Source organism: Streptomyces sp. WAC07094 (genome assembly GCF_036320405.1).
GTDB classification, from domain to species: domain Bacteria; phylum Actinomycetota; class Actinomycetes; order Streptomycetales; family Streptomycetaceae; genus Streptomyces; species Streptomyces lannensis.
Genome location: NZ_JAVMJZ010000003.1, coordinates 301340 through 325564, shown reverse-complemented (window position 1 = coordinate 325564; position 24225 = coordinate 301340). Strand labels below are relative to the sequence as shown.

General features: G+C 67.7%; 22 protein-coding genes and 1 pseudogene. 11 read left to right on the top strand and 12 right to left on the bottom strand.

Annotated features, from left to right (window positions below; all coding sequences use genetic code 11):
- The first annotated feature begins 176 nt into the window (after nt 1-176).
- Nucleotides 177-1160: a tetratricopeptide repeat protein gene (locus tag RCR19_RS40895; RefSeq protein ID WP_331270165.1), complete on the top strand. Its 984-nt coding sequence runs from the start codon at nt 177-179 to the stop codon at nt 1158-1160.
- Between the two features lie 909 nt (nt 1161-2069).
- On the opposite strand, the gene RCR19_RS40890 is transcribed toward RCR19_RS40895, so the two are convergent.
- The gene (locus tag RCR19_RS40890) at nt 2070-2750 is read right to left on the bottom strand and encodes a methyltransferase domain-containing protein (protein WP_331270164.1); all 681 of its coding nucleotides are present in this window, start codon (nt 2748-2750) and stop codon (nt 2070-2072) included.
- A 70-nt stretch (nt 2751-2820) separates the two neighbouring features.
- Here RCR19_RS40890 and RCR19_RS40885 point away from each other — a divergent pair, with 70 nt between their 5' ends.
- Nucleotides 2821-3753 (top strand): AraC family transcriptional regulator, encoded by a 933-nt coding sequence (locus tag RCR19_RS40885; RefSeq protein WP_331270163.1) that lies wholly within the window; start codon nt 2821-2823, stop codon nt 3751-3753.
- A gap of 91 nt (nt 3754-3844) precedes the next feature.
- Here RCR19_RS40885 and RCR19_RS40880 read toward each other — a convergent pair whose 3' ends face one another.
- Complete coding sequence (locus RCR19_RS40880; RefSeq protein ID WP_331270162.1) at nt 3845-5380, bottom strand: CYTH and CHAD domain-containing protein; 1536 nt, start codon at nt 5378-5380, stop codon at nt 3845-3847.
- A gap of 954 nt (nt 5381-6334) precedes the next feature.
- Here RCR19_RS40880 and RCR19_RS40875 point away from each other — a divergent pair.
- The 4 genes from RCR19_RS40875 (at nt 6335) to RCR19_RS40860 (ending at nt 9844) form a co-directional block, all read left to right on the top strand.
- Entirely contained in the window at nt 6335-6787 is a 453-nt protein-coding gene (locus tag RCR19_RS40875) for a DUF5707 domain-containing protein (RefSeq protein WP_331270161.1), read from the top strand.
- Nucleotides 6788-7247: 460 nt separating this feature from the next.
- Nucleotides 7248-7763 (top strand): hypothetical protein, encoded by a 516-nt coding sequence (locus tag RCR19_RS40870; protein WP_331270160.1) that lies wholly within the window; start codon nt 7248-7250, stop codon nt 7761-7763.
- 4 nt (nt 7764-7767) lie between these two features.
- Entirely contained in the window at nt 7768-8796 is a 1029-nt protein-coding gene (locus tag RCR19_RS40865) for a peptidase (RefSeq protein WP_331270159.1), read from the top strand.
- A gap of 250 nt (nt 8797-9046) precedes the next feature.
- The gene (locus tag RCR19_RS40860; protein ID WP_331270158.1) at nt 9047-9844 is read left to right on the top strand and encodes a hypothetical protein; all 798 of its coding nucleotides are present in this window, start codon (nt 9047-9049) and stop codon (nt 9842-9844) included.
- Nucleotides 9845-10061: 217 nt separating this feature from the next.
- On the opposite strand, the gene RCR19_RS40855 is transcribed toward RCR19_RS40860, so the two are convergent.
- On the bottom strand, nt 10062-11003 hold the full coding sequence (locus RCR19_RS40855) for an NAD(P)-dependent oxidoreductase (RefSeq protein ID WP_331270157.1): 942 nt from the start codon (nt 11001-11003) through the stop codon (nt 10062-10064).
- A 31-nt stretch (nt 11004-11034) separates the two neighbouring features.
- Entirely contained in the window at nt 11035-11553 is a 519-nt protein-coding gene (locus RCR19_RS40850; protein ID WP_331270338.1) for a suppressor of fused domain protein, read from the bottom strand.
- 238 nt (nt 11554-11791) lie between these two features.
- On the opposite strand from RCR19_RS40850, the pseudogene RCR19_RS40845 reads away from it, so the two are divergent.
- The 4 genes and pseudogenes from RCR19_RS40845 to RCR19_RS40830 form a co-directional block, all read left to right on the top strand.
- Nucleotides 11792-12189 (top strand): annotated as a pseudogene (locus tag RCR19_RS40845) (FAD-dependent monooxygenase); the annotation flags it as partial.
- Between the two features lie 278 nt (nt 12190-12467).
- A complete protein-coding gene (locus RCR19_RS40840; protein ID WP_059132629.1) occupies nt 12468-12653 on the top strand; it encodes a hypothetical protein in 186 nt (61 codons plus the stop codon).
- Nucleotides 12650-12961, top strand: coding sequence for a hypothetical protein (locus tag RCR19_RS40835; RefSeq protein WP_331270156.1), 312 nt, complete (start codon nt 12650-12652; stop codon nt 12959-12961). The genes RCR19_RS40840 and RCR19_RS40835 overlap by 4 nt, the downstream gene beginning before the upstream one ends.
- A gap of 270 nt (nt 12962-13231) precedes the next feature.
- Nucleotides 13232-13843, top strand: coding sequence for a MarR family winged helix-turn-helix transcriptional regulator (locus tag RCR19_RS40830; RefSeq protein WP_331270155.1), 612 nt, complete (start codon nt 13232-13234; stop codon nt 13841-13843).
- Here the strand turns inward: RCR19_RS40830 and RCR19_RS40825 are convergent.
- The 3 genes from RCR19_RS40825 to RCR19_RS40815 all read right to left on the bottom strand — a co-directional run bounded on the left by RCR19_RS40825 (nt 13827) and on the right by RCR19_RS40815 (nt 15887).
- Nucleotides 13827-14594, bottom strand: coding sequence for a GNAT family N-acetyltransferase (locus RCR19_RS40825; RefSeq protein WP_331270154.1), 768 nt, complete (start codon nt 14592-14594; stop codon nt 13827-13829). The genes RCR19_RS40830 and RCR19_RS40825 overlap by 17 nt on opposite strands.
- A gap of 75 nt (nt 14595-14669) precedes the next feature.
- Nucleotides 14670-15164, bottom strand: a complete 495-nt coding sequence (locus RCR19_RS40820; RefSeq protein WP_331270153.1) for a helix-turn-helix domain-containing protein — start codon at nt 15162-15164, stop codon at nt 14670-14672.
- Between the two features lie 120 nt (nt 15165-15284).
- Nucleotides 15285-15887, bottom strand: a complete 603-nt coding sequence (locus RCR19_RS40815) for a hypothetical protein (protein WP_331270152.1) — start codon at nt 15885-15887, stop codon at nt 15285-15287.
- 91 nt (nt 15888-15978) lie between these two features.
- Here RCR19_RS40815 and RCR19_RS40810 point away from each other — a divergent pair, with 91 nt between their 5' ends.
- Nucleotides 15979-16287 (top strand): hypothetical protein, encoded by a 309-nt coding sequence (locus tag RCR19_RS40810; protein WP_331270151.1) that lies wholly within the window; start codon nt 15979-15981, stop codon nt 16285-16287.
- 194 nt (nt 16288-16481) lie between these two features.
- On the opposite strand, the gene RCR19_RS40805 is transcribed toward RCR19_RS40810, so the two are convergent.
- The 5 genes from RCR19_RS40805 to RCR19_RS40785 are packed head-to-tail and all read right to left on the bottom strand — an operon-like array spanning nt 16482 to nt 24195.
- Nucleotides 16482-17366, bottom strand: coding sequence for a carbohydrate ABC transporter permease (locus RCR19_RS40805; protein WP_331270337.1), 885 nt, complete (start codon nt 17364-17366; stop codon nt 16482-16484).
- A 17-nt stretch (nt 17367-17383) separates the two neighbouring features.
- A complete protein-coding gene (locus RCR19_RS40800; RefSeq protein WP_331270150.1) occupies nt 17384-18316 on the bottom strand; it encodes a sugar ABC transporter permease in 933 nt (310 codons plus the stop codon).
- Nucleotides 18313-19704, bottom strand: a complete 1392-nt coding sequence (locus tag RCR19_RS40795; RefSeq protein ID WP_331270149.1) for an extracellular solute-binding protein — start codon at nt 19702-19704, stop codon at nt 18313-18315. Before RCR19_RS40795 ends, RCR19_RS40800 begins: the two co-directional genes overlap by 4 nt.
- Nucleotides 19705-19753: 49 nt before the next feature.
- Nucleotides 19754-20851, bottom strand: a complete 1098-nt coding sequence (locus RCR19_RS40790) for an enolase C-terminal domain-like protein (protein WP_331270148.1) — start codon at nt 20849-20851, stop codon at nt 19754-19756.
- 56 nt (nt 20852-20907) lie between these two features.
- Entirely contained in the window at nt 20908-24195 is a 3288-nt protein-coding gene (locus RCR19_RS40785; RefSeq protein WP_331270147.1) for a discoidin domain-containing protein, read from the bottom strand.
- Nucleotides 24196-24225 lie beyond the last annotated feature (30 nt).

Below are 24225 nucleotides of genomic sequence, written 5' to 3'. Positions count from 1 at the left end.
CGGCGGGGGCTCGTGATGTTGGTCGCAGGCCCGAGGGCGGGCCGACTCGGCGAACAGCGATTCGAGCAGGCCAGGCGTGTCGAACCACCGTTCTTCATCGATCGTGATCACGGAATCGTGTCCGGCAAGCCCAAGTGGGGCCGACAGGCGGCTCGAGCAGGGGATACTCTCTTACGGTGTCGAATCGGGCAGGAGCAGCCGGACTGGGCATCGCACGGGTGGTGGCGCACTGCGGAGGCAACCTGGCGACGGCCCTGCATTACCTGACGGCCGCCATGGCCTCCGCGCCGGAGAGTCCGGAACCGTACACGGTCCTTGCCGAGCTGTGGAGAGACAAGCCCGCGGACCTGGCCGAGATCGTTCGGGATGCCGACTCCTGGCGGGCGGTACTGGCGCACGCCTACGTCAGTTTCCTTGAGGGCGACATGGACGCCGCGGCGCTCGCGATCGGATCGGTCACGGGCGCGCAACCCGACATCGCCTGGGCAAAAGCCCCGTGGTTCAACGAAGAACGGTTTGTCGGTTGGGTGAGTGCCGAGGCGCTGGCCGAGGCCGCGATGCGCACGATGGACTACGGCCATGATCTGGACACCGAGGCCATGCGGGAGCGTTTCCGGCCCTGGTTCCGGGCCATCGACGTGGTCTCTTTCCGGCGGCCCGCGCCGGAGGCCTTGGCCAAGATGGCGATTCTGCTCCGGGCATGTGGGCTCACCGATGCCTCGCTGGCCCTCTGCAACCGGGCGGATTCCGTTCAGCGCATCATGCTGACTGAGGTGGTGCGAGCGGGCACGTGGCGCAAGCTGGGTTCACTCGAACAGGCCGCGGCGGCGTTCGAGCGCGCACTGGCCCTGGACCCGGCCAACTGGTCGCTGTGTCTGGACCTGGCCGATGTGCGCGCCGAACAGGGGGACTTCCTCGCCGCGATCCGGCTGACCGAACACGGAATGAAATTCCGTCCGACCGAACCCACTCTGCGCGCGGCGGCGGCCGCCTACCGGGCACGGCTCACCGGCTCGCCAGCCGATCTGAACGAGCTCATCGAACTGGCCCCCCACCTGGCGAACGGCTCCTACAGGGACCTGCTGATCGACCACGCATGTGCGGGACCCGCTCTGCCTGCCGAGCTCGTGGCCGAGGCCCGGCGCATCCAGAACAGCTGAGTCGTCGCTCCTCGAGGACAACGGCCGCCGTCGGGAGTGGGCCCCTCGTCACTTCTCCGGGGCCGGGACGCCCAGCCCCGCCTGCATCCGCAACGGCTAACGGTCGGGAGAGCGGCGCCCCCGCGCACGTCCGGAGCCCCGGGCGCTCACCACCGGCCACCGCACCCGTCCCGCGTCAGCGGCACGACGCCCTGTGCTGGAGGTGCCCGCCCAACAGCTCCACGTGTTCCGTGGCCGTGGCACGACCGCGGACGACGGTGACGGTGACCCGTCCGGGCGTCGGTTCCGAGAGGGCGAAGGCGTAGAGCGCACGCCGACCGTCCAGGACGGGTGGCAGTTCGGCGGACCACGAGAGGTCTGCCGTTGCACGTCACCGTCCGGACGATCTCACGGTTCGCGCCGAACACATGGACCTCGGCGAACGTGTACGTACTGAGCAGGGGAACGAGCGTGGGACGGACGGAGAAGGGGGTGTCACGGCGGTCGGAGACGCACGACGTCGAGGTGAACCCGTCGTCCGTGGCGGCCGAACCGGAGCAGAAGGCGCCCGTCGGCGGACTCCCAGACGAACGTGGCGGCGCTCCGGCCGACAGCGGCGGTGAACATCCCGTGCGGGCCCGGAAGGTCCTTGATCGACAGTTTTGCCGTGAGGTTGGCTCTGGACGCGTCGACCACCTGGCCCGAGTCGGCTGTGGCGGCCCGCGGCAACGCCGCGCGCGTCGAAGAGGTCCTCGACGACGGCTTCGCCCTGGACGGGCCACCCCCTGCGGTACAGGCCACCGCCGAGAGCAGCACCGCACCGGCGACACATCCAAGAAGCCCGTTCATGTTCCCTCCGTCCCCCATGTCGGCCGGAGGGTGGCGCCGGGGCCAGGGTTTGTGCATCGCTGAGTACTTCCGGTCTCCGGCTCAGGAGTTGCCGTCAAGGCGCGCCGACACGATGCCGATCGAGCCGCCGATCCGCAGCGCCACGGTACGGGTCGGCTCCACGGTGAAGCCGGCATCGGCGATCCGCTGCGCCACGGCATCGCCTACGTTGTCCTGCAGTTGCTCGCGCATCCGGCCACGCATCCCGCCCTGCCGGTGCCCGTGGTGGTGCCCCTGCTCGTCGAGGACCGCGTCGGCCAGGACCAGCTGCCCGTCGGACCGCAGCACCCGCCGCACCTCGGCAAGCAGCGCGTCCTTCGATGTGCTGTCCAGGTGGTGCAGCATCAGGCTGGAGAAGACCCGGTCGAACGAGCCGTCCTCATAGGGCAGTTCCTGCGCGAACCCGCGGTCCAGGCGAATGGTGAGGCCCGCCCGTCGTGCCTTGCGTTCGGCGCGGATCAGCGCCTTCGGATCGGGGTCAAGACCTACGAGATCCACGCTCCGATGACGTCGACCGGTCGCCCTCAGCAGGTTTCCGGTTCCGCAGCCGACATCCAGTACCCGGTGCCCGCCCCTCAATTCGGCAAGCTCGATCATCTTGTTGTGGACGGAGTGCAGCCCGAACACCCGGTGCGCCACGTCGTAGAGCGGCGTCAGGAATTGGCGGCCCAAGCCCGGAATGTAGTCACGCTCGGAACGCGACTGAGACAGTTTTTCGGTCATGTCGTCATTCTGACCGCGCCCGGGGCTGCGGACCTGTACCGATATGCGGCTTCCATGGGACGATTCGGCGGTGCGGACCGTAAGAAGGGCGCCCGCCGGGGACGGGCCGGCGACGTACTCGATGCTGCCGGCACCCGGCGAACTGCCCGTGGCGACCAGGCGGCTGGACCACAGCTGGGAGAACACCGGTACCTTCGAGGAACACGCCCACGACTTCCCCGGCCTGGCGTACTTCCCGACCGCCGGCGGGCTGTTGCGCACCGGCCGGCAGTCCTGGTCGATCGAGGCCGGCGACCTGTTCGTCGTCGCGCCCGGCGACGTGATGGGCCACATCACCGCCACCGACCTGGCCCAGGCCCACGGCTGGGGAGTCTTCTTCACCGCCGACGCCTTCGGCCCGGACGTCCCCGGCGCCCATCTGGCCTGGCGCACGCACCCCTTGCTGTTCCCGTTCGTCCGCGGTGGGGCGATCGGCGCCCTGCGTTTGCGGGTGCCCGAGCCGGAGCAGCCCGATTGGACCGCTCGCCTCGAAGCACTTCACAACGAGCTGACGCATCGTCAGGACGGCTACCGTGAGGCGGCCCTGGCCCACCTGACCCTGCTGCTGGTCGGAGTGTCACGGCTGGCCGCAGATGTTGTGGGCGACCTCCGCGAGAACCGGGAACCACTGCTCGCGGAGGTGTTCCAGGTCATCGAAGAGCGCTATCCGCAACCGCTGTCCCTGCGTGACGTCGCCGCGGCGGTGAACATCTCCCCGGGGCACCTCACCTCGACGGTGCGCCGTCGCACCGGGCGTACGGTGCAGGAGTGGATCACCGAGCGCCGGATGGTCCAGGCCCGGCGGCTGCTTGCGGCGACCGAACTGCAGATCGGCGAGATCGGCAGGCGGGTGGGCTTCCCCGACGCCGGCTACTTCGCCCGCACCTTCGGCAAGGTCCACGGAATGAGCCCTGCCCGTTGGCGGCGGGCCGGCGCCGATCCCGCAGGCGGTCCAAGACCCTGAGGGAGCCGCTTCGTCTTCGTTCAGGGCGCAGAACCCACCGGCACCTCTGCCCGCACGCGCAAGGTGCCGCATCGAGTTCTTACGGAGGCCGTCAGCGAAGAAGGGCCTTTCGGCGGGCCGCCGCGCGGGCATCAGCCCACGTTCCGGGAAGCTGCCGTTCGCGGGCATCGGCCGCGGCCCTCTCCCGGCCGTAGAGCACGCCCCAGGTGAAGCCGGGCTCGCCCGCCGCGTGGGCGGAGACGGCCAGTTGGCGCAGAGCGTCGCAAGCCACAACGCCGTCGTGCTGCGAACCGCTCACCTGCTGGACGGCCTTGACGCGCTTGCCGAGACGCCGCGCGGGCTTTCCCAGGGCGGGGCGGGCCGCCTCCGCGGCGTAGCGGAGCCTCTTCGCGGCCTTACGGGCGTGATGGACGGCGGCGTCCCGTTCGGAGCCGGAGGGCATCTGCAGCACACGGCCCATACGCCGCTCAAGTCGGCCGTACTCCTTGACGAGCGCCTTGGCCAGCACCTTCTCGGGCTCACGGGCCGCCTTGGCGCGCAGCGGCGGCGCGTCCGTCAGGCCCTTCAGCTTGTCCAGCAGATCCAGGTAGCGTGGCGAAGTGAGGGCGTCGAGGGTACGTCGACGGCACTCGGCCCGCCGCCCCACATCCCAGGCCTGCAACCGTGCTGTCACAGGGCCGAGGACCAGCTCGCGGGACAGTTCCCGCACGCCTGAGGCCAGCCGCTCCCGGAGCACCTCGTGATCGCGTTCCGCCCCGAGCTCCCCGGCGAGCCACCCGAGATCCCGCCGCACGGGGTCGGTGAACTCACGGTCGAGGACGGAACGGTAGGAGCGCAGGCAGCCGCGAAGACGGCGGGCTGTCGTACGCATCCGGTGCACCGCGTCGGGCAGGTCGCGACGAACGGCCGGGTCGAGGTCCATCAGGTCGTCGACCAGCCGGTCCACATAGGCGAGCACATGAGCGCCGGCCGACCCCGGCGCAGCCTGGACGCGGGCGTCCGCCGTGCGTTCCAGAAGCCCCGTCGTCTCCGTCAGAGCATGCACCACCTTGGACGGGTTCCGCGCACGGTCCACTCCGTTCTTCCGCAGCACCTTCTCGATGCCGTCCAGGAGGGCGGGGTCACCGTCACCGGCCAGTTCCACCTCCATCTCCGTCCACACCCCGTGGCCACCGCCGTCGACCAGCGCGTCGGCGCGCACCGCATCCATGCTCAGGTCGGCCAGGACGTCGCCCTCGGCGTCCAGGAGATGGCGCAGGGAACGGGTGGAGCGGATCCGCATCACCGGGCGCAATGGTGCCCCGCGAGTGCGGGAGAGGGTGAGCTCGCACAGTTCGCCCGGGGGGACGCTTTCCGACGACAGCGGGGCCTGAATCTCCTCCCGGCTGTCGTCCGGCAGCGGCAGCTTCAGGTGCCAGCCGGCGTCCGGACCGCCCGTCCTGCGTCGCAACGACGCCCCGGTACGGGTCAATCGCAGATCATCGGTGTCGTAGTAGACGGCGTCCAGTTCCTGCACCCCGCTCTCGGCGAGCGTGGCGACCGGCTCCACCGCGGTCAGATCGGGCAGCCAGGAGATGTCCGTGGGTGCCGTGTACTTGCGTTCTGTCTCTCGTATCGACTGGGCCATACAGTGCCCGTAGACGAAATCCCGGGCCTCAAACCTGCACGTACGTCGGTTTTGGTCACCCCGCGGGAGTGTTTTCCATGAGTGGCGAGAGCAGGCAACGGGGCGGATCTCTTGGACTCCGTTCAGGATTGAGCCGCCCTTCGACGCCAAGAGCGTCGGACGGGGCACGGTGACACTCGGTGTCGGCTGCCCCGACTGACCGCCCCTGACTGCGAGCCCTACCCAGGCGCGCGGATTCCGATGCTGCCGAAGCCCTCTTGGGACGTCCATCATGTGCTGTGCGCCGACTGATCATTCCGTGGCTACAACTCGCACCATTCACCCGGATCGCGAGGCTCCCCGGTGCCGTCAGTAAAGGGAACTCGCCGGTCGGCAGCCGGACTTCGATGTATCCCTGGCCACGCGTGCCCAATTCGTCGTGAAGTTTCGACATACCCTGCATGTCCGAACCCCTCTCCGCTGCGGAGAATCGTTCTCGGAAGCGCGTGGAACCACTGGCTCAAAGCCAGATCGGGAGGTGAAGTGATGAGCAGCGTGAAGTGGGCGGCGACGTCACCTGGAGTGGGCATGTGCGGTGTTGGGGTGCCGCGGCGAAGACTGACCGTCCGGCATCGGCGGGGAGCGCCGACAGCGCGTCCGGAGCGAGGAATCGCAAGGTGCTTCGGCTTCGTCTGGTCCGGTCTGGTCGCAGAACAATTCGGAGACCGGGATCGCAGCCCGCTGACGGCCGCCGGCTCGGAGATCACGACCGTCGCGCGCCGCCGCTCACGTACCACTCATCGCGCTCGAAGAAGGGACGCACGCCGGCTGGACGTGACGACTCAGGGTGATACCCCTAGGCCGAGTTGAGTACCTGTGCTCACGTGCGACGCCTCCCGCGTCGCCAGTATCGGTGCAGGCGCTCGACCGACGGCGCCGGTTCGATCCAGCTGAGACAGTTACGGAGAACACGCCATGTCCCGACGTATCGCCTTGTCAGTGGCAGCCGGTGTCGTCGTCCTCGGTGGCGCCGGAACCTTCGCCCTGGCCTACGCCGAGGAACAGCCCCCCGCCCTGGCGCACAGCACCGCCCGCTTCACCGCCCCCGAAGGCGACCGTCAAGGCAACTTCACTTTCACCACCGAGGTGACGGCGTCCTCGGGTCTGAGGAGCCTGAAGGTCATGGCCTGGCCGGTGGATTCGTCCCTCGCCAAGATGGAGCCGACGGCCAAGGAGATGGCCGGAGCCGAGCCGGCGACCTGTCAGCCCGCCGGTGCGGACACGGTGCGGTGCACCTACAAGACCGGCGTGACAGGCGCGGAGACCGCCGCGTCCCCGCACGGCGCCTGGCACGTTGCCGTACTCGCCACCGCCAAGGACGGCACGACGACCCTGGACGACAAGGCGGCGGCGTTCACCGTCGACTGAACACGACACTCTGGGGAACGACCACTCGACCTGGGTGACCGGACACGCCCTTAACCGGGTTCTGCCCGGAAGATCATGTGACTACCGGGCTGCAACGATGGAACGCGGCAGACGAACGACCACGACACCTTCGCCGAAGCGTAAGCGGCGGAGAACAACCTGGCTGCCCCGCTTGTGACCTGTGCGGTAGTGGTGGGGTGCGATCGAGCCAGAACCCTCGGAGTGGACGTCGGCAGCGCGGAACTCCGTGTGATCCTTGGTCATCGCGGCCGGGCGATCTGACGCTGCCGACGAGGCGGACCGGGCTTCGCTCCGGCTGAAATGTGGTCATTCGTACGGCGGAGTGCGGCGCGCGTCGGCTTGTGTGAACAGGCCACGCCCGATTGTCTGCGTCGCGTCAGCCAGCATGTCCGCTGTCGGCCGGTATCTCCGCTGACAGGCGGCTACTTCGGGAGTTGTCGTGCGTGCACGAAGCCTATCTGTCGCGGCCGTAGCCGCTGCCATCGTCCTGGTCCAGCCGGGCCTCGCCGTCGCGGCGGACGACCCCAACACCACAGTCACGTACACCGTCACGTCCGGCGCGTTGTCGATGTCGGCACCGCTCAGCGCCAACCTCGGCTCGGGAGCGCCCGGCACCACGATCAGCGGCGCGCTCGGTACCGTGACCGTCACCGACGATCGCGCCCTACTCTCGGCCTCCTGGACTGTAACCGCGTCGGAGACGGACTTCACGAACGGTGCGTCGACGATTCCCGCCACCGACGCCGGCTACGATCCCGGGTCGATTACGACGACCGGCACCATTACCGCCACCGGAACACCCGTGACGCTGAGCGGCACCGCGACGCCGGTAGTCACCGGGACCAGCGGTGTCGGAGACAACACCGCGACGTGGAACCCGACAGTCTCCGTCAGCGTGCCCCCCAGCGCCGTCGGCGGGAACTACACCGGAACGCTGACCCAGTCCGTTGCCTGACGCAATGAAGGGTGCGCGCCGGTACTGGGTTCTGCTGCTGGTGCTGGCCTTCGTACAGGCGGCCGGGGTGGTGCCGGCGGCGGGGCACGAGGCCCCCGGAGCGCCCTCCGGCCGCCACCCGGCGGCGGGCAGGACCATCGGTATCAGGCTGCTGGATGCTCCGGAGAGCCGACGTGCCGATCCAAGAGCCCATGCCTACATCGTCGACCACCTCGCACCCGGCTCGACCATCGAGCGGCGGGTGGAGGTGACCAACGAGTCGGCCACACCGATGCACGTGAGCGTCTACGCCGCGGCGGCCACCATCGCAAAGGACAAGTTCACCTTCGCGCCGCAGCGCACTCCCAACGAGCTGACCGGCTGGACGTCACTCGACACGGCGGACCTTGACCTGGCGGCCTCCGAATCGGCGCGGGTACGGACCACCATCCGGGTGCCCAGGGACGCCGCCGCCGGGGAGCGATACGGCGTCATCTGGGCGCAGACGGGCACCGGCACGGACCGCTCGCACAATCTGACGATGCTGGGCCGGGTGGGCGTCCGGATGTACATCGACGTCGGTCCCGGTGGTGAGCCGCCCTCGGACTTCAAGATCGAGCGGCTCTATCCGACCCGAGCCCGCGACGGGCGGGGCGAGCTCCACGCGCGGATCCACAACACGGGGGCTCGTGCCCTGGACATCAGCGGGGCACTCTCCCTCTTCGACGGACCGGGCGGACTACGTGCTGGACCGTTCTCTGCCAAGACGGGCACCACACTGGCTCCGAGCGGCCGTGCGGAGGCGGTCGTCCCGCTGGACGCACGGATGCCGGACGGCCCATGGACCGTGAAGCTCACGCTCAAAAGCGGCATGGTCGAGCACACCACGCGTGCCACCATCACTTTCCCGACGACTTTTGGCAGCGCGGGAGCGGTCGCCGCGTCGGCCTCCCAGCAAGGGCACTTGCCTACCCTCGTGGTCGCAGGGCTTTCAGCCCTCGTCCTCGTCGCTTTGTGCCATCTGCTCTCCAAGTTCCTCCGGCGCCGCGGGTGACGACTCCGACCGAGCCCCGCCCCCGCAGCCGGCTGATCTGCTCCGCGGGCGACGCATGACGTCGTCATCGAGCGCGTCACCATTTTTGCGCCGACGGCATCCTCGCCGGCGCTTCGACCTCGGCGTACCACTCGCCCACCCGCTGTGTTTGTCGAGTCTCGTGTGCTCGCCGCGATCACCGTCGTGTCGTATTCACGAGCCCACTCGCGGAAGCGTAAAAGATGCGTATCTACGGCTTGCTATCGATGGTTTGGAAGCGGAGATGTCGGTGTTCAGGCAGGGGAGAGGGCGGGCTGGAGCAAGCCGCGGCACGGGAGGTATGGGCGGCATGTTTCGATCGTCGCTGAGGGTACGGGCCCGCAAGTCAGGGGCGGCCGTGGCAGCCGGGCTGGCCGTCCCGGCGATCGTCCTGGCCACGGCCTGGACCGCCACGGATCAGGGTTCCTACGTCGACCAGGCCGACGAGCGGACGGTGCCGACGGTCGACACCGTCACCACCACGGGCCGAACCGAACCCAGTGGCACCGCCACCACTGACCCCGGCGGCACCGACAACGATGCCAGCACCGGCCTCACATTCACGGTCATCCCAGTCGGCCAACCGTCCCTGACCATCACCAAGAATCACGCGAACGCCTTCGTTCAAGGCGAGGACGGCGTTTACACCGTCACCGTGGGTTCCGCCGCCGCGGCCGGCCCGACCAATGGCTCCACGGTCACCGTTCATGACATCCTCCCCGCAGGCCTGCGGGCCGACAGGATCACCGGCGGCGGATGGCACTGCATTCTGGCCACCCTCACCTGTACCCGCAGCGACGTGTTGCCTGCCGGGCACAGCTACCCGCCCGTTTCCCTGAAGGTCCACGTCTCCTGCAACGCCCGTGCGCGGGTCACCAATATCGCTACCGTCACTGGAGGCGGTGACACCACCGCCCACACCGCCACCGACGCCACGACGATCAAGCACCACGAGCACTACGGGCGTGACGGCGGCGGGCACGACGGCCACGACAGGCGCCATGACCGGTGCGATCGTCACGACCACTGAAAATGCTCAGCCCGCGTGGGCGTAGCGGAAGACGGGCCGAGACCGACGAGCCCTGCTGGACCTCCGTCGGCGATCGCGAGCCGCACGCCGATGGAGGTGAATGACTTGGTCAACGAGTAGAGGAGGCAGGGGTGTTCGAGCTAGACGGCACCCACCAGCCGTCGGCCACGATGTGACCGTGGCTCCACCTGCTGCAAGACGGTCGGCAGAAGGCCGTTCACGGGAGCGCCGGCCCTGGTGTCGCGCGCGTGCCATCTCTCTTTCCCTTGGACGAGGCTCGAAGGAGCAGACCCGCTTGTTCTTCCAGCAGGGCCACCGCGAGCAACTCGCCGTCGGCAGTCCCGAAGCGCTGACCCGCCTGGGCGTAGAGGCGTCGGACAGCCTCGGTCACGGTATGCGGCGTCGAGTTGTCCCGCGCGAGTGACACCACCATCGCCAATTGCTCCTCGATGTGGTCGAGCCCGAAGGACGCCAGGTAGTCCCCGGCGAACAGCGCGGACAGATCAGTTCGGATGAACGCACTGGAAGCAGGGCTGTCGGCGAGGACGTCGCGCAGTACGCCCACGTCGATCCCCATGCGGCTGCCTACCAGCAGAGCCTCCGCCGTGGCGACGGCTTGTCCGAACCACAGCAGATTGACCAGGAGTTTCGCCGTGTAGCCGGCGCCGTGGCCCCCGACATGCACAATCCGGCCGGGATCGGCTACGGCTTCCAGGACTCGCCGGTGCCTGGCAAGCAGGGCGGGATCACCACCCACGAAAAGCCGTAGCGAACCCGCCTCGGCGTCCTTGGGGCCCCCGCCTATCGGGGCCTCGAGCACATCGACCCCGCGTTTGAGCACGCGCTCCCGGTTGGGAGCCGACGCCATCGGCGAATTGCTCGTCATGTCGATCCAGGTCGCCCCTGGCGGGAGGGCGTCCACTACGCGATCGTCCATCACGGCCGCGACTTCGGAAGGACCCGGCACCACGGTGAGGAGTACCTCGGCCTCGGCGGCGGCCGCCGCCGAGGAGGGGGACCAACGTGCTCCCATGGCCAAGGCGGTCTCGGCTCGCCCTGGGTCGATGTCGTGTGCCACCACCTCGTACCCCGCAGCGACCAGGTTGTTGCACATGGGGGCACCCATGCGCCCCAGTCCTATGAGCCCGATTTTCGACACGCCCCGAGCCTACGGGTCGTCCGGCCAATGATCACGCGACCGATTCCCTGAAGGGATCCGTGGGGATGATCTCCGCCTTGTCGAAGAGCTGCTCCAGCGCCTCGTGTCCGTGACGCCTGCGGAACTCGATCTCGGCTGTCGTCACGGGCAGGGTCCACAGGATCCGGACGTGACCCTCGGGCAGCGGACAGTGTTCAAGGTCGGGGCCATGGAGATAAGGCAGGCTGATCAGCAGGTGATCGCAGGTCGAACCCGGCACCCATGGTTCGCCGATCGGCATGCTGTGCCTGAGGTCGAGTTGGTGCCTTCCACAGTGGTAAAAGGCGATCATCGCCATGATTTCGACGAACCGCTTATCACGGGTGCCCGCGGTCATGACGAACTCAAGTCCATGGCCGTGCTTGTTCATCGAAGCCCAGCATCCGGCGGTCACATAGGCCCAACTGTCGCTACGGGGACCGGGACCCACGACGAGAACTCGTAGATCGGGCACTGACTCCCGTCGCTCCGGCCCGAGATCGAAGTCGACAGCCTCCACGCTGTGCCCCATGAAGAACGCCCGGACATGTGAATCGACGGCCTTCGCGGCCAGCAGCCTTGCCTCGCTCACCGAACCATCATCGCAGATCGTCATCGGCTGCCCGTCGCTGACACAGCGTCATGGCGTCGCGAGTATCGACCGCGTGAACCTGGCCGACCGCGGGCATGCCCGTTACACCTTCCGTGTGCGCCTGTCGAACACGGCCGGGCGCGGGTTTGAAGCCGAGTGGGATCGCTGTCGCTGGATCGCCCGGATTGCGCAGGAGTTCGACGGCTGGGCACCGGAGCGCACTGCGCTGATCACCGACAGTGACACCGCACCGGTGCTGCGTCCCCTCAACGCCCTGCCGATCGGGACCGGTGGGATCGGGTACCCGCGGTGACTCTGCTGGGTGACGTCGCCCACCTCTCCGCGCCGAACGGCGAGGGCGCCAACCTGGCCATGTACGACGGTGCGGAGCTCGGTACGGCCATCGCCGCGCACCCCGATGACGTCGAGGCCGCGCTTGTCCAGTACGAGCGGGCCCTCTTCCTCCGCATCGCTGACGCCGCCGCCGAGGCCGCCCGTGACTTCGAGCTCTGCTTCGGCGACGACGCGCCCCCCAGCCTCATCGGACTGCTTTCCGGACACGAGCAGACCCGATGAGCCGGGCCAGGAGTCGTGTGGGTGCATGTGGCGCACGGGCTTCGAGGAACCGGTCGGCATGCGCGGACGGGGTCGACGCCCGTCGGGGAGGTTGGTCGACGCCATCGCGAGCGGATCCGGGCCCTTCTTGCAGGGCTGAACGTCTCCGGCGAACCGGCACTGCACCGGTCGTGTGGCGAGCCCTGTCAAGCACCGCCGCCGTTCTGTGCCAGGCCGGGAAGCTGTGCCGGGGGAGAGAGATGCTCCACGGTGGCTCCAGTGATGCTAAATTTGGTGTCATGAGTGCCATCACGCTGCGGATCCCCGACGCCATGGACAAGCAGCTGCGTGACGCCGCTGCGGACGCTCCGTCACTGAACGACTACATCCTCAAGGCGGTACGTCGGCAGATGACCCTTGACGCCGGACGCAAGCTGGCGGCTGTCGAACCCCTCGACCTCGAGGGTGAAGGCGACGCCCTGTGACCATCCGCAAGGGCGACGTCTTTGACGTCGACACCGGCAAGGGTGTGCGCACGGTACTCGTCGTCAGCCTCGACGGGCTTGCGGAGGCGTACGGAGCAGTGGTCGCGCTCGTCCTCCATGCCCCGGCCGCGCACCCCGATACGGCGATGAGCGTGCGGCTGACCTCCCCCCTCGAAGCCTCGGTTGTCGCCGTCAACCTGCTCCAGCTCGCCGCCTCGCGGTTCGACACCGCCACCCTGCACGGCAATGTGGGCCCCGAACAGCAGGCGCTTGTGGACAACGCGTTGCGCGCTGTACTCGACCTGTAACGCGCCAGGCGTCGACAGCACCCCACGGGCCACACGACCCGACGGGCATCGTCCTCGACGACAGAGCACGCGGCGGGACTTCACGGCACAGGGCATCGCCGGCGCATGTACCGCCTTGTCCCTGCACTGTCACCGCTTCAGGTGACTTTCGCTTCAGGCCCGTTCGCGGCGCCCCATGGCCGTCAACGGGACCGGCGACGGGGGCGCCGTCGGGCAGCGTCGACGGGCACTTGGGGGAGGTCACCTGCACAGGTGACATCGGATGTTCCCTTGAATCCCGTAGAAGAGCGCTTCTGGCGTGCGCTGATGCGGGTGATGGTTGCGCTGCCGAAGGCCCTGGACGACGACCTCCTGAAAGCCACCGGACTGACGATGTCCGAGTATGCGGTCCTGGTACACCTGTCCGAGGTCGCCGAACGGGAGATGGGCATGACAGATCTTGCCGCGGCGACCGCTCTGTCTGTCAGTCGTATCTCGCGAGTGGTGAATGCGATGCAGGCACGGGGCTGGGTGGAGAAGCGACGCGATGTCCACGACGCCCGGGGCAGCATGGCGAGCCTGACGGACGAAGGCCGGCGGCGGCTTTCCGCTGCCTATCCGACAAACCTGGCGAGCGCGCGCAAGGCGCGTCGTCGACCACCTGGACAAGAACTCGATGGCAGCCCTGGCCGAGCAGTTCGAGACCGTCGCCGCGCGGCTCGACTGAGTTCCCTTCAGGATGACGCGCGCATCCGTCGGCTGCCCGTCCTGCTCCGCCCGGGTGCCGTTGCCCAGCCCGACCGCGTCGGCTCGCCCGGGGTCGGCGAGCGCGTGAACGTCAGCCCTTCCGGAGCCCCTGGAGCAGACGGCCCCTCCAGAGCGAAGGTCAGGCGGGGACGGTGAAGATGCGGTACTCGGAAACCGTCGTGAAGCCGAAACGTCGATACAGCGGTTCACCCGCGGGGCTCGCCACGAGCGCGGCGAGTCGCATCCCGCGTTCGCGGCCCACCTGAAGCGCTGCCGCCGTCAACGCTCCGCCGATGCCTCGCCGGCGATGGGCTTCGGCCACATGGACGAGGAAGATCCCCGCCACCTCCTGCGCCGTGATCACCACGGTTGTACCCACGACTCGGCCGTCCAGCACAGCCGCCAGACGGACGATGTCCGCGTTGTCCTGGCGCTTCGACTCGATCCGCACCATGTCGGCTTCAAGCTTGGACGGGATGCCCATGGAAGTGCTGTATGTGCGTACGAGTTCTGTCAACCGGTCCAGGTCCCTGACCTCCTCGATGCGAAGGTCGGTCGGTGCGTCGCTCGGTTGGGTGACTCGGTCGAGCGGCCGCACCATCACCGGAACAACGGTCAACTCCGCCGCACCGCTCTGTTCGAGGGCGGTCGGAGTGCCTTCGGGGCTGTCGGGGCCGACCCACCACCACCAGGGCACTCCGGCGAGGTGAGCTCGCGCCGTGGCCACCGCCTGTTCGATCGTGCTCAGGGAACGGACACGGACCACACCGTTGAACTGGGGGGTGCCGAGCCCGCTGCGGAAGTAGTCGACTTCACGCTCGTGGGGCTGACCCTCGTCCCATCCTGTGAGGTACTGACGAAAGTTGGCGAAAACCCGCGCGGATTCGGCGTCGTCCCATATCTTCACTTCTGCGTGTTTCCATTTCTCGTCGACCGGATCGACACCGACCGCGGCCCCTCTGAGCGGCACTCCGGGGCCGGGTCAGTTACGGAATGCGCGGAGCACCATGTCCCCGTAGCGACGCCAGGTCTGCCGATCGTGCTCGTTGTACCGGACCAATTGCAGCGCTGCGCCGCACAGCAGCACGCGGAGGTCCTGCTCTCCGACATCGTCGCGAAGTGCCCCGGCAGTCCGCGCGCTCTTCATCAGGTCCACCAACTTCTCCAGGACGGAAGCGGCCGCCGGAGACGCGGCGTCCGCCAGCCGCTCCGCCAGGAGCCGGTCACCGGCCAGAGTCTCGAAGAGTTCCGTGACGTAGCGGCGGAAGCCCTCGTAGGGATCGGCCTCGTGAACTGCTTCCGCCGCGCGCAGCTCGAATTCCTGCAGGCACAACCGCGTGATCGTCTCGACCAGACCTTCCTTGGTGGGGAAGCTGCGGTAGACCGTCGCCTTACCGACCTGAGCCCTGGCCGCGATCTGCGGGACGGTCGCTTGAGTGCCGCATTCGCGGAACACCTCCACCGCGGCGACGATCACCCGCTCATGATTGCGGCGTGCGTCCGCCCGCTTCGGGGACGTTGCGGCTTGTTGTGCCATGGAAGCCTTGGAAGGTTTCATCGGTCGGGCTGTCTGTGCAGGATCCCGGTGCTCCGACCCTCAGGACCGACCAGTGGTCCCGGGGCTCCGCAGGGGCGGGGACGGGACCGCCGGGAGTCTGCCGGAAGTGCCGTTGTCGGGCGCGTCCAGTATCGGTTCGTCACCATATATTTTGGTCACCTCGACGTCCAGCACGGTGGAGATGCGGCCGAACGTCCAGTAGTACCCGATCACCTGGAGCGCCTCGACCAGTTCCCGCTCGCTGAGGAACTGTCGTGCGGTGTCGAAAACGTCGTCGGCGATACGCGGGTGCTGCACGATTTCGGCTGTGAAGCGGAGCAGTGCGCTGTCATGCGGAGACAATTCGGCGTCGTCGAGTTGTCTGGAACGTATGAGTTGCCGGGTCCGTTCGTCGACACCGGCCGCCTGTGACATGGGGTTGTGCTGGGCCGCGACGAAAGTGGTTTCGGTGTATTCGGCCACCGTGAGAATCACCAGTTCTCGCGAACGGGCCGGCAGCTGGAGCGCCGTGAATTGTGCCTTCGCGAGCTCGATGAACGGCTTCACCGTGCCCGCCGAGTGGGACAGCATCCACGCTGCAGCCCGGCTGTGGCGCAGCCTGCCGTTGCGCCGCAGCCGTCCTGAGCTCCCAGGGTTCGACATGCCGTTCAGGAGGCGTCCGAGATCGAACCGATCCGGGGTCCGTCGTTCGACGTGGGTCGGTAGGCTCGAGTGGACGGACCTTGAGCAGATTGTGAGCCGCAGCGTGATTCGAGACCTCTACAACGTCCGGGTGCGGCAAGTGGAGGACGCTGACGCGTCACTCACCGAAGAGGAAGAGCGGCGCTTCCAGGCTGTGTTGTTCAGCGAACTCGGCAACAAGATCGCCGACCAGGGTTGGGCGCGTTTTCCGGCATACACCCCGGAGGACCGCCGACGCCTGGTCGAGGTCGCACACCGCCTCAGTGGCTATTGGGGGCAGCAGGTGTTCGTCGAAGCCGAGGACCAGTGTCGTATGAGGCTCTGTCTCGCCGGATACGAGGTGCTGCCGGAAGGCTCCTGAGTTCGGTGCCATCTCTGGACGGCCCGGCTCTTCGGGTGCCGGTTGGCCGCCAGGTCGCGGGGTGAGGGGCCGGCGCTGCCCCTCCCGTGGATGAGTACGGCGTGCAGCGTGGCGGCGTCGGCTCCCAGAAGGACGCGAAGGCTGGTGATGCCGTGCATGGCGAGGTGGTCACCGTCCTCCTCGACAGCAGTCGCTCATTCCTTGGTCGCGCCGGCGAGCATCCCGGACACCAGCGCGCGTTGGGAGAAGAGGAAGAGGACCAGGACCGGCAGGATGGCGATGATGATGGCGAGGGCGAGCTCCGGAATGGTGATGTCTAGACCCGCGCCTGCCACCGGGTTGAACGACGGTGTGGAGGAAAGGAGTTGGTTCAGGCCGACCTGGATGGGGAATTCGTCGCTGTTCGGGAGCACGAGATAGGGCAGGAAGAAGTTGTTCCAGTTGCCCACGAAACTGAAGAAGGCGACGAGTCCGATGACGGGCTTGGCCAGAGGCAGAGCGATCCGGATGAACAGTTGCCATTCCGAGCAGCCGTCGATGCGGGCCGCGGCGAGCAGGTCGCGGGGCATGCTGGTAGCGAAGTAGATGTACACCAGGTACACCCCGAACGGGTAGAACGAGAACGGCAGGATCACCGACCACGCCGTGCCGATCAGCTGGAACTTGTTGAGTTCGAGGAACACCGGCAGTACGAGCGTCGCCGATGGCATGATCATCGTCACCAGGGTGATGGCGAGCAGTACTTTGCGGCCGCGGAATCGGGTCAGAGCCAGCGCATAGCCGGCCGGAACGCTGGTGAGCAGCGTCAGAACCAGCGAACCGAGCGCATAGACGGCCGAGTTGCGCAGCCAGGTCAGAACGGCGCCGTTCTCGAAGGAGAACAGGTGCCGCCAGGCGTCCCCGATCCGGCCGAACGAGCCGAAGGACAGCGGATTGTCATGGACGATCTGGCCGGCCGTCTTGCTCGGTGCGAGGAGCAGCCAGATCACGGGCAGCACGAAGAAGACCAGCAGGACGGCGAGCAGCAGGCCGATGATCACGGCGGATGCGGTTCTCGAGGGTGTGGTGCGGAGGCGCATGGGCGCCGGGTTCCAGGTCATTTCTCATCCAAGGTGAACATGTTCGAACGCCACACCAGCAGCCCGGCGCACAGCAGGCCCAGCACCAGGAGGAAGACGGAGATGGCGGCGGCGCCGTTGAAGTCGCCCTGCTGGAAGGCGTAGACGTAGGCGAGCTGGTTGGGGGACCAGGTCGGGCTGACCCTGCCCAGGCTGGCGGTCTGCAGCAACTGCGGCTCGACGAACAGCTGGGTGCCGGCGGCGAAGGCGAGAATCGTCATGTAGGTGATCCATTGCCGGATCATGGGGATCTGAATGGACCAGGCGGTGCGCCAGGGCCCCGCACCGTCGATGCGGGCGGCTTCGATCACCTCGTCGGGGATGTTGTTCAGCGCTCCGTACATCACCACCATCCAGCCTCCGGCACCGGTCCAGAAGGCGATCAACATGAAGATCACCGGGAGGTTGCTGGGGGACAGGACGGCGGCGAAGCTGTCCATCCCCAGCCCTCTCAGCAGCCACGAGACGGGGCTGACGTCCGGGTCGAGCATGAACAGCCAGACCAGGACGCTCGCCACCCCCGCGAGCGCGCCGGGGATGTAGTAGAGGAACCGCAGGAGCGCGGAGACCGATGTCCGTAGACGGCTGCGCAGGACGACGGCCGTGAGCACCGTCAGCACCACGAGTACCACCAGCCAGAGCAGCAGGTACACCAGGATGTGGCCGAACGCGGGCAGGAAGCGGTAGTCCTGCGCGACCCTGGTGAACTGGTTGATGCCGGTGAACTGGCCATGGTCGTTGGTGAACGCCAGGTAGAAGGCGTAGCCGGTGGGGAAGACGCCGAAGACGAGCAGCAGCAGGGTGTAGCCGGCGACGAAGAAATAGCCCGCGGTGCCGCCCCGCCGCCGCGGCAGTACGCCGTGGCGGGGTGGGGCGGCGACGGCGACGGGCTGGGAGTCCAGCAGCGTCATCGGTCGGTCACCTTGTATCCGTTGGCCTTGGCCTGGTCGCTGATGGCCTTCTGCCAGGCCGGCAGTGTCGATACGAGCGACTTGCCACCGGTCAGGGCCGGCAGGACGACGCTCGACCAGGAAGTGGCGTCGGAGAACTTGGTGTTGGACCAACCGGTCCACACCTCGTCGGCCGCCTGCTGGAAGGGCCCGCTGACGTCGTCGGCGAAATAGTTGCTGTTGGCCGGGTTCGCCAGCCACGCCTTGGCGGCAGGTGCATAGGCCGGGTATGTGGGGGCTGAGGCCTGGTTCTCGTTGGACGTGGTCAGCCAGGTCACCAGGTCGGTGGACGCCTTGAGGTTGGCGCTGTGCGAGGAGACCATCCAGACTCCGCCACCGACGTTGCCCGTGCTCGCGGTCGTCTCGCCCGGCCAGGTCAGGGGCGGTGCCGCCGCTATCTGCTTGGCGGGCGTGTGGAACGCGGCCTTGAACACATACTGGCCGTACCAGGACGGGCCATAGGCCATCAGGACCTTCGAGCCGCTGTTCTTGGCGAAGCCCTGACTGAAGAAGCCCTGGGTGGTGACGGCCTTGGCGGAGATCAGCTTGTCCAGCAGCGTCGCCATCCGGGTGCACTTGGGGTCCTGGAGGTTCACCCGCAGAGTGTCGGCCTTGGTCAGGTTGAACGCCGGGCACTGGCTGGACCAGAAGTACGACTCGTGGGAGTTGGTGTCACCCACGGAGCCGACGAGGTATCCGGGGTGGTCCTTGGCGACCTTCTGTCCCAGGGCTTCGTACTCCGCCCACGTGGTGGGGGGCCGGTAACCCCACTTGTCCATGAGGGACTTGTTGTACCAGAGGACGACCTGCGCGATGTCGTTGCGCATGCAGTAGGTGTGTCCGTTGAACTGGCACGGGGTCAGTGAGCCCTTGGCGAAGCCGTCCAGGGTGTTCTTGGGGACCAGCTTGTCGTCCAACGGCGCGGCGAACGGGGTGGCACCGGGCTTGGTGGGGGCGGAGGCCCAGGTGACATCCGTGGGAGTGCCGAAGACGACGTCGGGCCAGCCCTCGCCGGTGCGGTCGAACAACTGGACCTTCGTCTGGAGGTAGGTCGAGCCGTCGGCACCGCCGTCGTAGGTGACGATCTTCATCTTCACGTCAGGGTGCGACTTCTGGTACGCCTGAACGGACGGCAGGCGCGTGGAGTCGGCCCAGACGGTGATCTGCGCGCCGGACTTCTGGGCGACGGGCTTGAACGCGGACGTGCCGCCCTTGGCGGCCGGACCGGTGGAGGGGTCGGCGCTGGCGCATCCGGCCAGCACGGTGGCGGAGGCCAGAGTGCAGGCCGCGGCCAGGACACGCACCGATGCGGCACGCCGGCCGGTTCTTGCAAAACGGGAAGACGTCATCGTCTTGCCTTTCGTGGTTCGGGATCGTGCGGAGTCGGGTGGGGCGGAGTCAGCGGGGCTGTTCCACGAACCGCTGGAGCCCGTTGCCGTAGCCGAAGTCGAGGGGCAGGGAGATGCCGGGCCCGGCAGGTGCGTGCACCAGTCCCCGGTCGTCGACGTGACGTTCGCGGACGACGGTGGTGGAGGTGACCAGCGACTCGTAGAAGGTCGTGTTGGAGATGGCCATGCACAGGTGGTGATTCGGGATGTCGGAGCCGTGCACCTCGGCGCGCAGCCGGAAGGCGTCGGCCAGGTGGGCGGTGCGCATGGCACCGGTGATGCCGCCGCGCAGGGTGGTGCTGGCCCGTACCCCGAAGGTGGCGGCTCCGCTCTTGATGAAGTCGGCGGAGTTCATGTGGGCGCCGTCTGAGGTCTCGGCGACCAGCAGCGGGACGCTGACGGAGGAGGCGAGCCGCTGGTATGCGCTGATGCTGAACTCGCGCATCGGCTCCTCGTACCAGAGGTAGTCCGCCTCGGCCAGGGCGTGGCCGAGGTAGATGGCGTCGGGGAGATCGAAGCCGGCGGAGCCGTCGTACATCAGCGGGATGTCCGGGCCGACACGGTCGCGCAGGGCCTGGCACAGAGCGCCGTCCTTGCGGGCGTCGCCCCACGCGTGCAGTTTGATGCCGCGGTAGCCCAGTTCGAGGCACTGGTCGGCGACGGAGAGGAACTCGTCGGTGGTGGCGAAGGTGGAGGTGGAGGCGTAGGCGGGAATGGCGTCGCGGAAGCCGCCGAGCAACTGCCACACGGGGCGGTTCTGCACCCGTCCCGCCAGGTCCCACAGCGCCACGTCGATCAGGCCCAGCGCGGGCAGGGGCAGTTCATGGATGCGGTCGAGTTCCCAGATACGGTGCCAGAGCCATTCGCGCTGAAAGGGGTCCGCTCCGAGGAGTTCCTCCCGGAAGACCCGGTCGACCAGATCCCGCAGGGTGACGGCCGCTCCCGGCCGCGCGAACACCGCCACCCCCTCGGCGCCTTCGTCGGTGCCGATGTGCAGGACCGCGCCGTCGCCCACCGGGGCGCTGCCGCTGAGGCCTTGCCGCCAGAAGAAGGGCGGGTCGGCCGCGGGGACGTCGATCGGGTGGACTTCGACATGTGTGATCTTCATTGGCGCTTTCTGTTCCTGTGGTCGAGTACTACAGGCCGGGAGGGGGCCGCGGCGGCCTAGAAGCCGCCGTAGGCCTGCAGCTCGTAGATGCTGCCGCCGTTCCAACTGGAGGCCGTGACGGTCAGACGCAGGTAACGGGCGTCCACCGGCGAGTCGGTGAGGGAGTAGTTCGCCTGTGCGGCGGTGTAGTCGGCCGTGTGGTCCTCGAACGTCGACCAGTGGACACCGTCGGCCGAGTACTCCAGGAGGTACTTGTAGCCGCTGGGCTTCTCGAACGTCGTGACCACGCCGGAGACGGTGGTCACCTTGCCCAGGTCGACCTGGATCCAGGACGGGTCGGGCAGGCCGAGGCCCTGGGCCCAGCGGGTGGACAGGTCGCCGTCGACGGCGAGTTCGGGGGTGTTGGGATCGGAGAAGGAGGAGACGGTGACCGGCGCCTTGAGGGCGAGGTCGGTGTCGGCCGGCATGGTGATCGCTGCTCCGGGACCGGGCTCGGAGGCGTTGAGCGCGGCGTCTCTCGCCACGACGGCGAAGGTGTACTGCTTCTCGGGGGACAGGCCGCTGACCCGCAACTGCGTCTTGTCCGTGACGGCGATCCGCTTGCCGTCCTGGTAGACGACGTAGCTGGTGACGCCCTGGTCGTCCGGTGCGGCCGACCAGCTCACGTCGGCGACGCTGGGCAGCAGCGGAGTGACCTGGGGACGGGCCGGGGCGTTCGGTGCGGTGTGATCGCCGCTGGGCGGCAGGGCGGAACCGTACGCCTGCAGTTCGTAGATGCTGCCGCCGTTGAAGTTGGATCCGGTGACGGTGAGCCGCACATACCGGCCGTCGGTCTCCTTGGCGGAAGCCGAGTAGTCGGTCTGCTCGGTGGTGTCACTGCCGGTGTGGTCGTCCAGCATGGTCCAGTGCGCCTCGTCGGGGGAGACCTCGATGCGGTACTTGTAACCGCTGCTCTTCTCGAACGTGGTGATCACGCCGGAGACGTCGTACTGCGCCCCCAGGTCGACCTGGATCCAGGACGGGTCGGGCAGGCCGAGGCCCTGGGCCCAGCGGGTGGACAGGTCGCCGTCGACGGCGAGTTCGGGGGTGTTGGGATCGGAGTAGGAGGAAACCGTCAACGGCTTGTGCAGCGCCAGGTCCTCGCCCGACGGCATGGTCACCGTGAGCGGCGGACTCGCCTGGGATTCGTTGCCCGCCGCGTCGCGTGCGGTGATGGTGAAGGTGTACCTCTTGCCGGCCGTCAGGTTCGGCACGCGCACGGAGGTGCCCTTGGAGGCGCTGACGAGCTTGCCGTCCTGGTGGACCGCGTAGCCGGTGACGGCGGTGTCGTCGGTCGCCGCCGGCCAGGTCAGGCCGGCCACGGTGGGGAAGTCGGTGACGGCGCCGGGCTTGCCGGGAGCGGTCGGTGCCTTGTGGTCACCGGGTTCCGGATCGGGGTCGAGGTGCCGGTAGCGCGGCTGGAGACCGGCGTTGTCGACGATGGACGCGGGAAGCTGATCGCAGCCGTCGACGGTGGCGTTGTTGAGGATCGTGTCGTCGGTGCTGTTGAACTGGGCACTGAACTTCGGCGTGGTGGTGAAGTTGTAGTCGGCTGTGATGTCCATGCCGTGGTTGAGGAGCAGCCACTGGTAGGCGATGTTGCAGAAGGCATTGCCGGTGGTGTGCCAGTAGCGGCTGCCTTCGTCCTGGTAGATCGCGCCGTAGGCATGCTCGGGAATGTTCCGGATGTAGTTGCCGGAGACGATCCCGCCGGGGTTTGCGCTGAGTGTGTAGATCGCGCCGCCGTCGGCCTGCGACTTCATGATGTCGCTGACCTCGTTGTCGGTGATCTTGTTGTCCCGTGCCGTGGTCGGGGTGTCCCAGACGGGTACTCCCGAGTTGCCCGGGTAGTTGCTGTCGCCGCCCTTGTCGGTCAGCCCCCAGCCCCAGCCGACCGAGATGCCGCTGTAGGGCAGGTCGTACACCTTGTTGTGGCTGATGACGGTGTGGTCGGTGTAGCCGGCGAAGATGCCGAGCGAACCGTTGTACTGGTCGGCGACATGGGTGACCACGTTGTTGTCGACGGTGTTGTCCTTGGTGATGTCCCGCGGGTCGTCGGGGTGGGCGTCGATGACGTCGGTGCCGCCGACCTGGATACCGGTGCCGGCGATCTGCTTGAAGACGTTGCCCCTGATCCCGGTGCGCTGGGTGCCGGTGTTGAGGTTGAGGCCGACCGCGCCGAGGTGCGTGAAGGTGTTGTCCTCGAAGTCGACGTCGTGGCCGTGGCTGATGTTGACCGCGCCCGGGGTCTTGACCCACTTCAGACGGGTGGAGTCGAAGTCCGGGTTGTCGTCGCCGACGATGCGGAAGCCGGCCTGCCCCTCGATCAACCCGTCGTCCGAACTCGGAGCGAGCCACGTCGAGTAGGAGAAGGTGATGCCCTTGAAGGACACGTTGGCGACCGGGTGGCCCGCGGTCCCGTTCAGGTCCACGAGGTCCTGCACCCGGGGCACGGTCACGGTCGCCGCCGAGAGGTCCTGGCCCTCCCTGGGCATGTAGTAGAGGGTGCCCTCGCTCTTGTCGAGGTACCACTCACCCGGGGTGTCCATCAGCTCCCGGGCGTTCTCCAGCCAGGTCGGGTTCTGGATCTCCTGACCCTCGTGGAGGTTGGCATTGTGGAAACAGGGCTGCTGGATGGTCATCGCGGTGCCGGATATGGACTGCACGGGGCAGCGCATCATCATCCAGCCCCACTTGCTGACGACCTCGATGTCGGACTGGTTCTTGTACGTGTCCAGGCCGGTGTCGGTGATCCTGTAACCGGTCGACGTCTTGGAGAAGCCGGGCGGATTCTCCTGACCGCGGGCTCGGGTCTCCAACTCGCCGTTGACGTACAGCTGTCGGGTGTCGAGGTCGCCCACGTGCGCCTTGTACACCTTGTGGCTTGCGTCGACCGGGGCCCAGCCGGTGACCTGGGTGCCACCGCTGATCACGGGGTAGGCCGCGGGTGCCGCCTCGTAGACGATGCGATGGCCGTTGGTGCCCGAGTCGCGGGAGGTCAGGGTGAAGGTGTCGGACAGCCGGTAGGTGCCCGACAACAGCTCGACATCGATGTCGCGGTGCATGTCGCGGTTGATGCCACGTACGAAGTCCCGTGCGTGTTCCAGCGTCTTGAACGGATGCCGCGCACTGCCCGCTCCGGTGTCACGGCCGTGGTCGGGCGAGACGTAGACCTTCAGCGGGGGCGGCCCCGGGTCTGCCGCCGCCCGGGCCTGGACCGCTGTGAGCGGCAGTGCCGCAACGGCCAGCGAGAGGGCCGCGAGCGCGCTTCTTCGTCGTGAACGGCGAGGAGGAGGTGAGGACATGGACATGGGAATCCAATCGCCTGGCGAGGT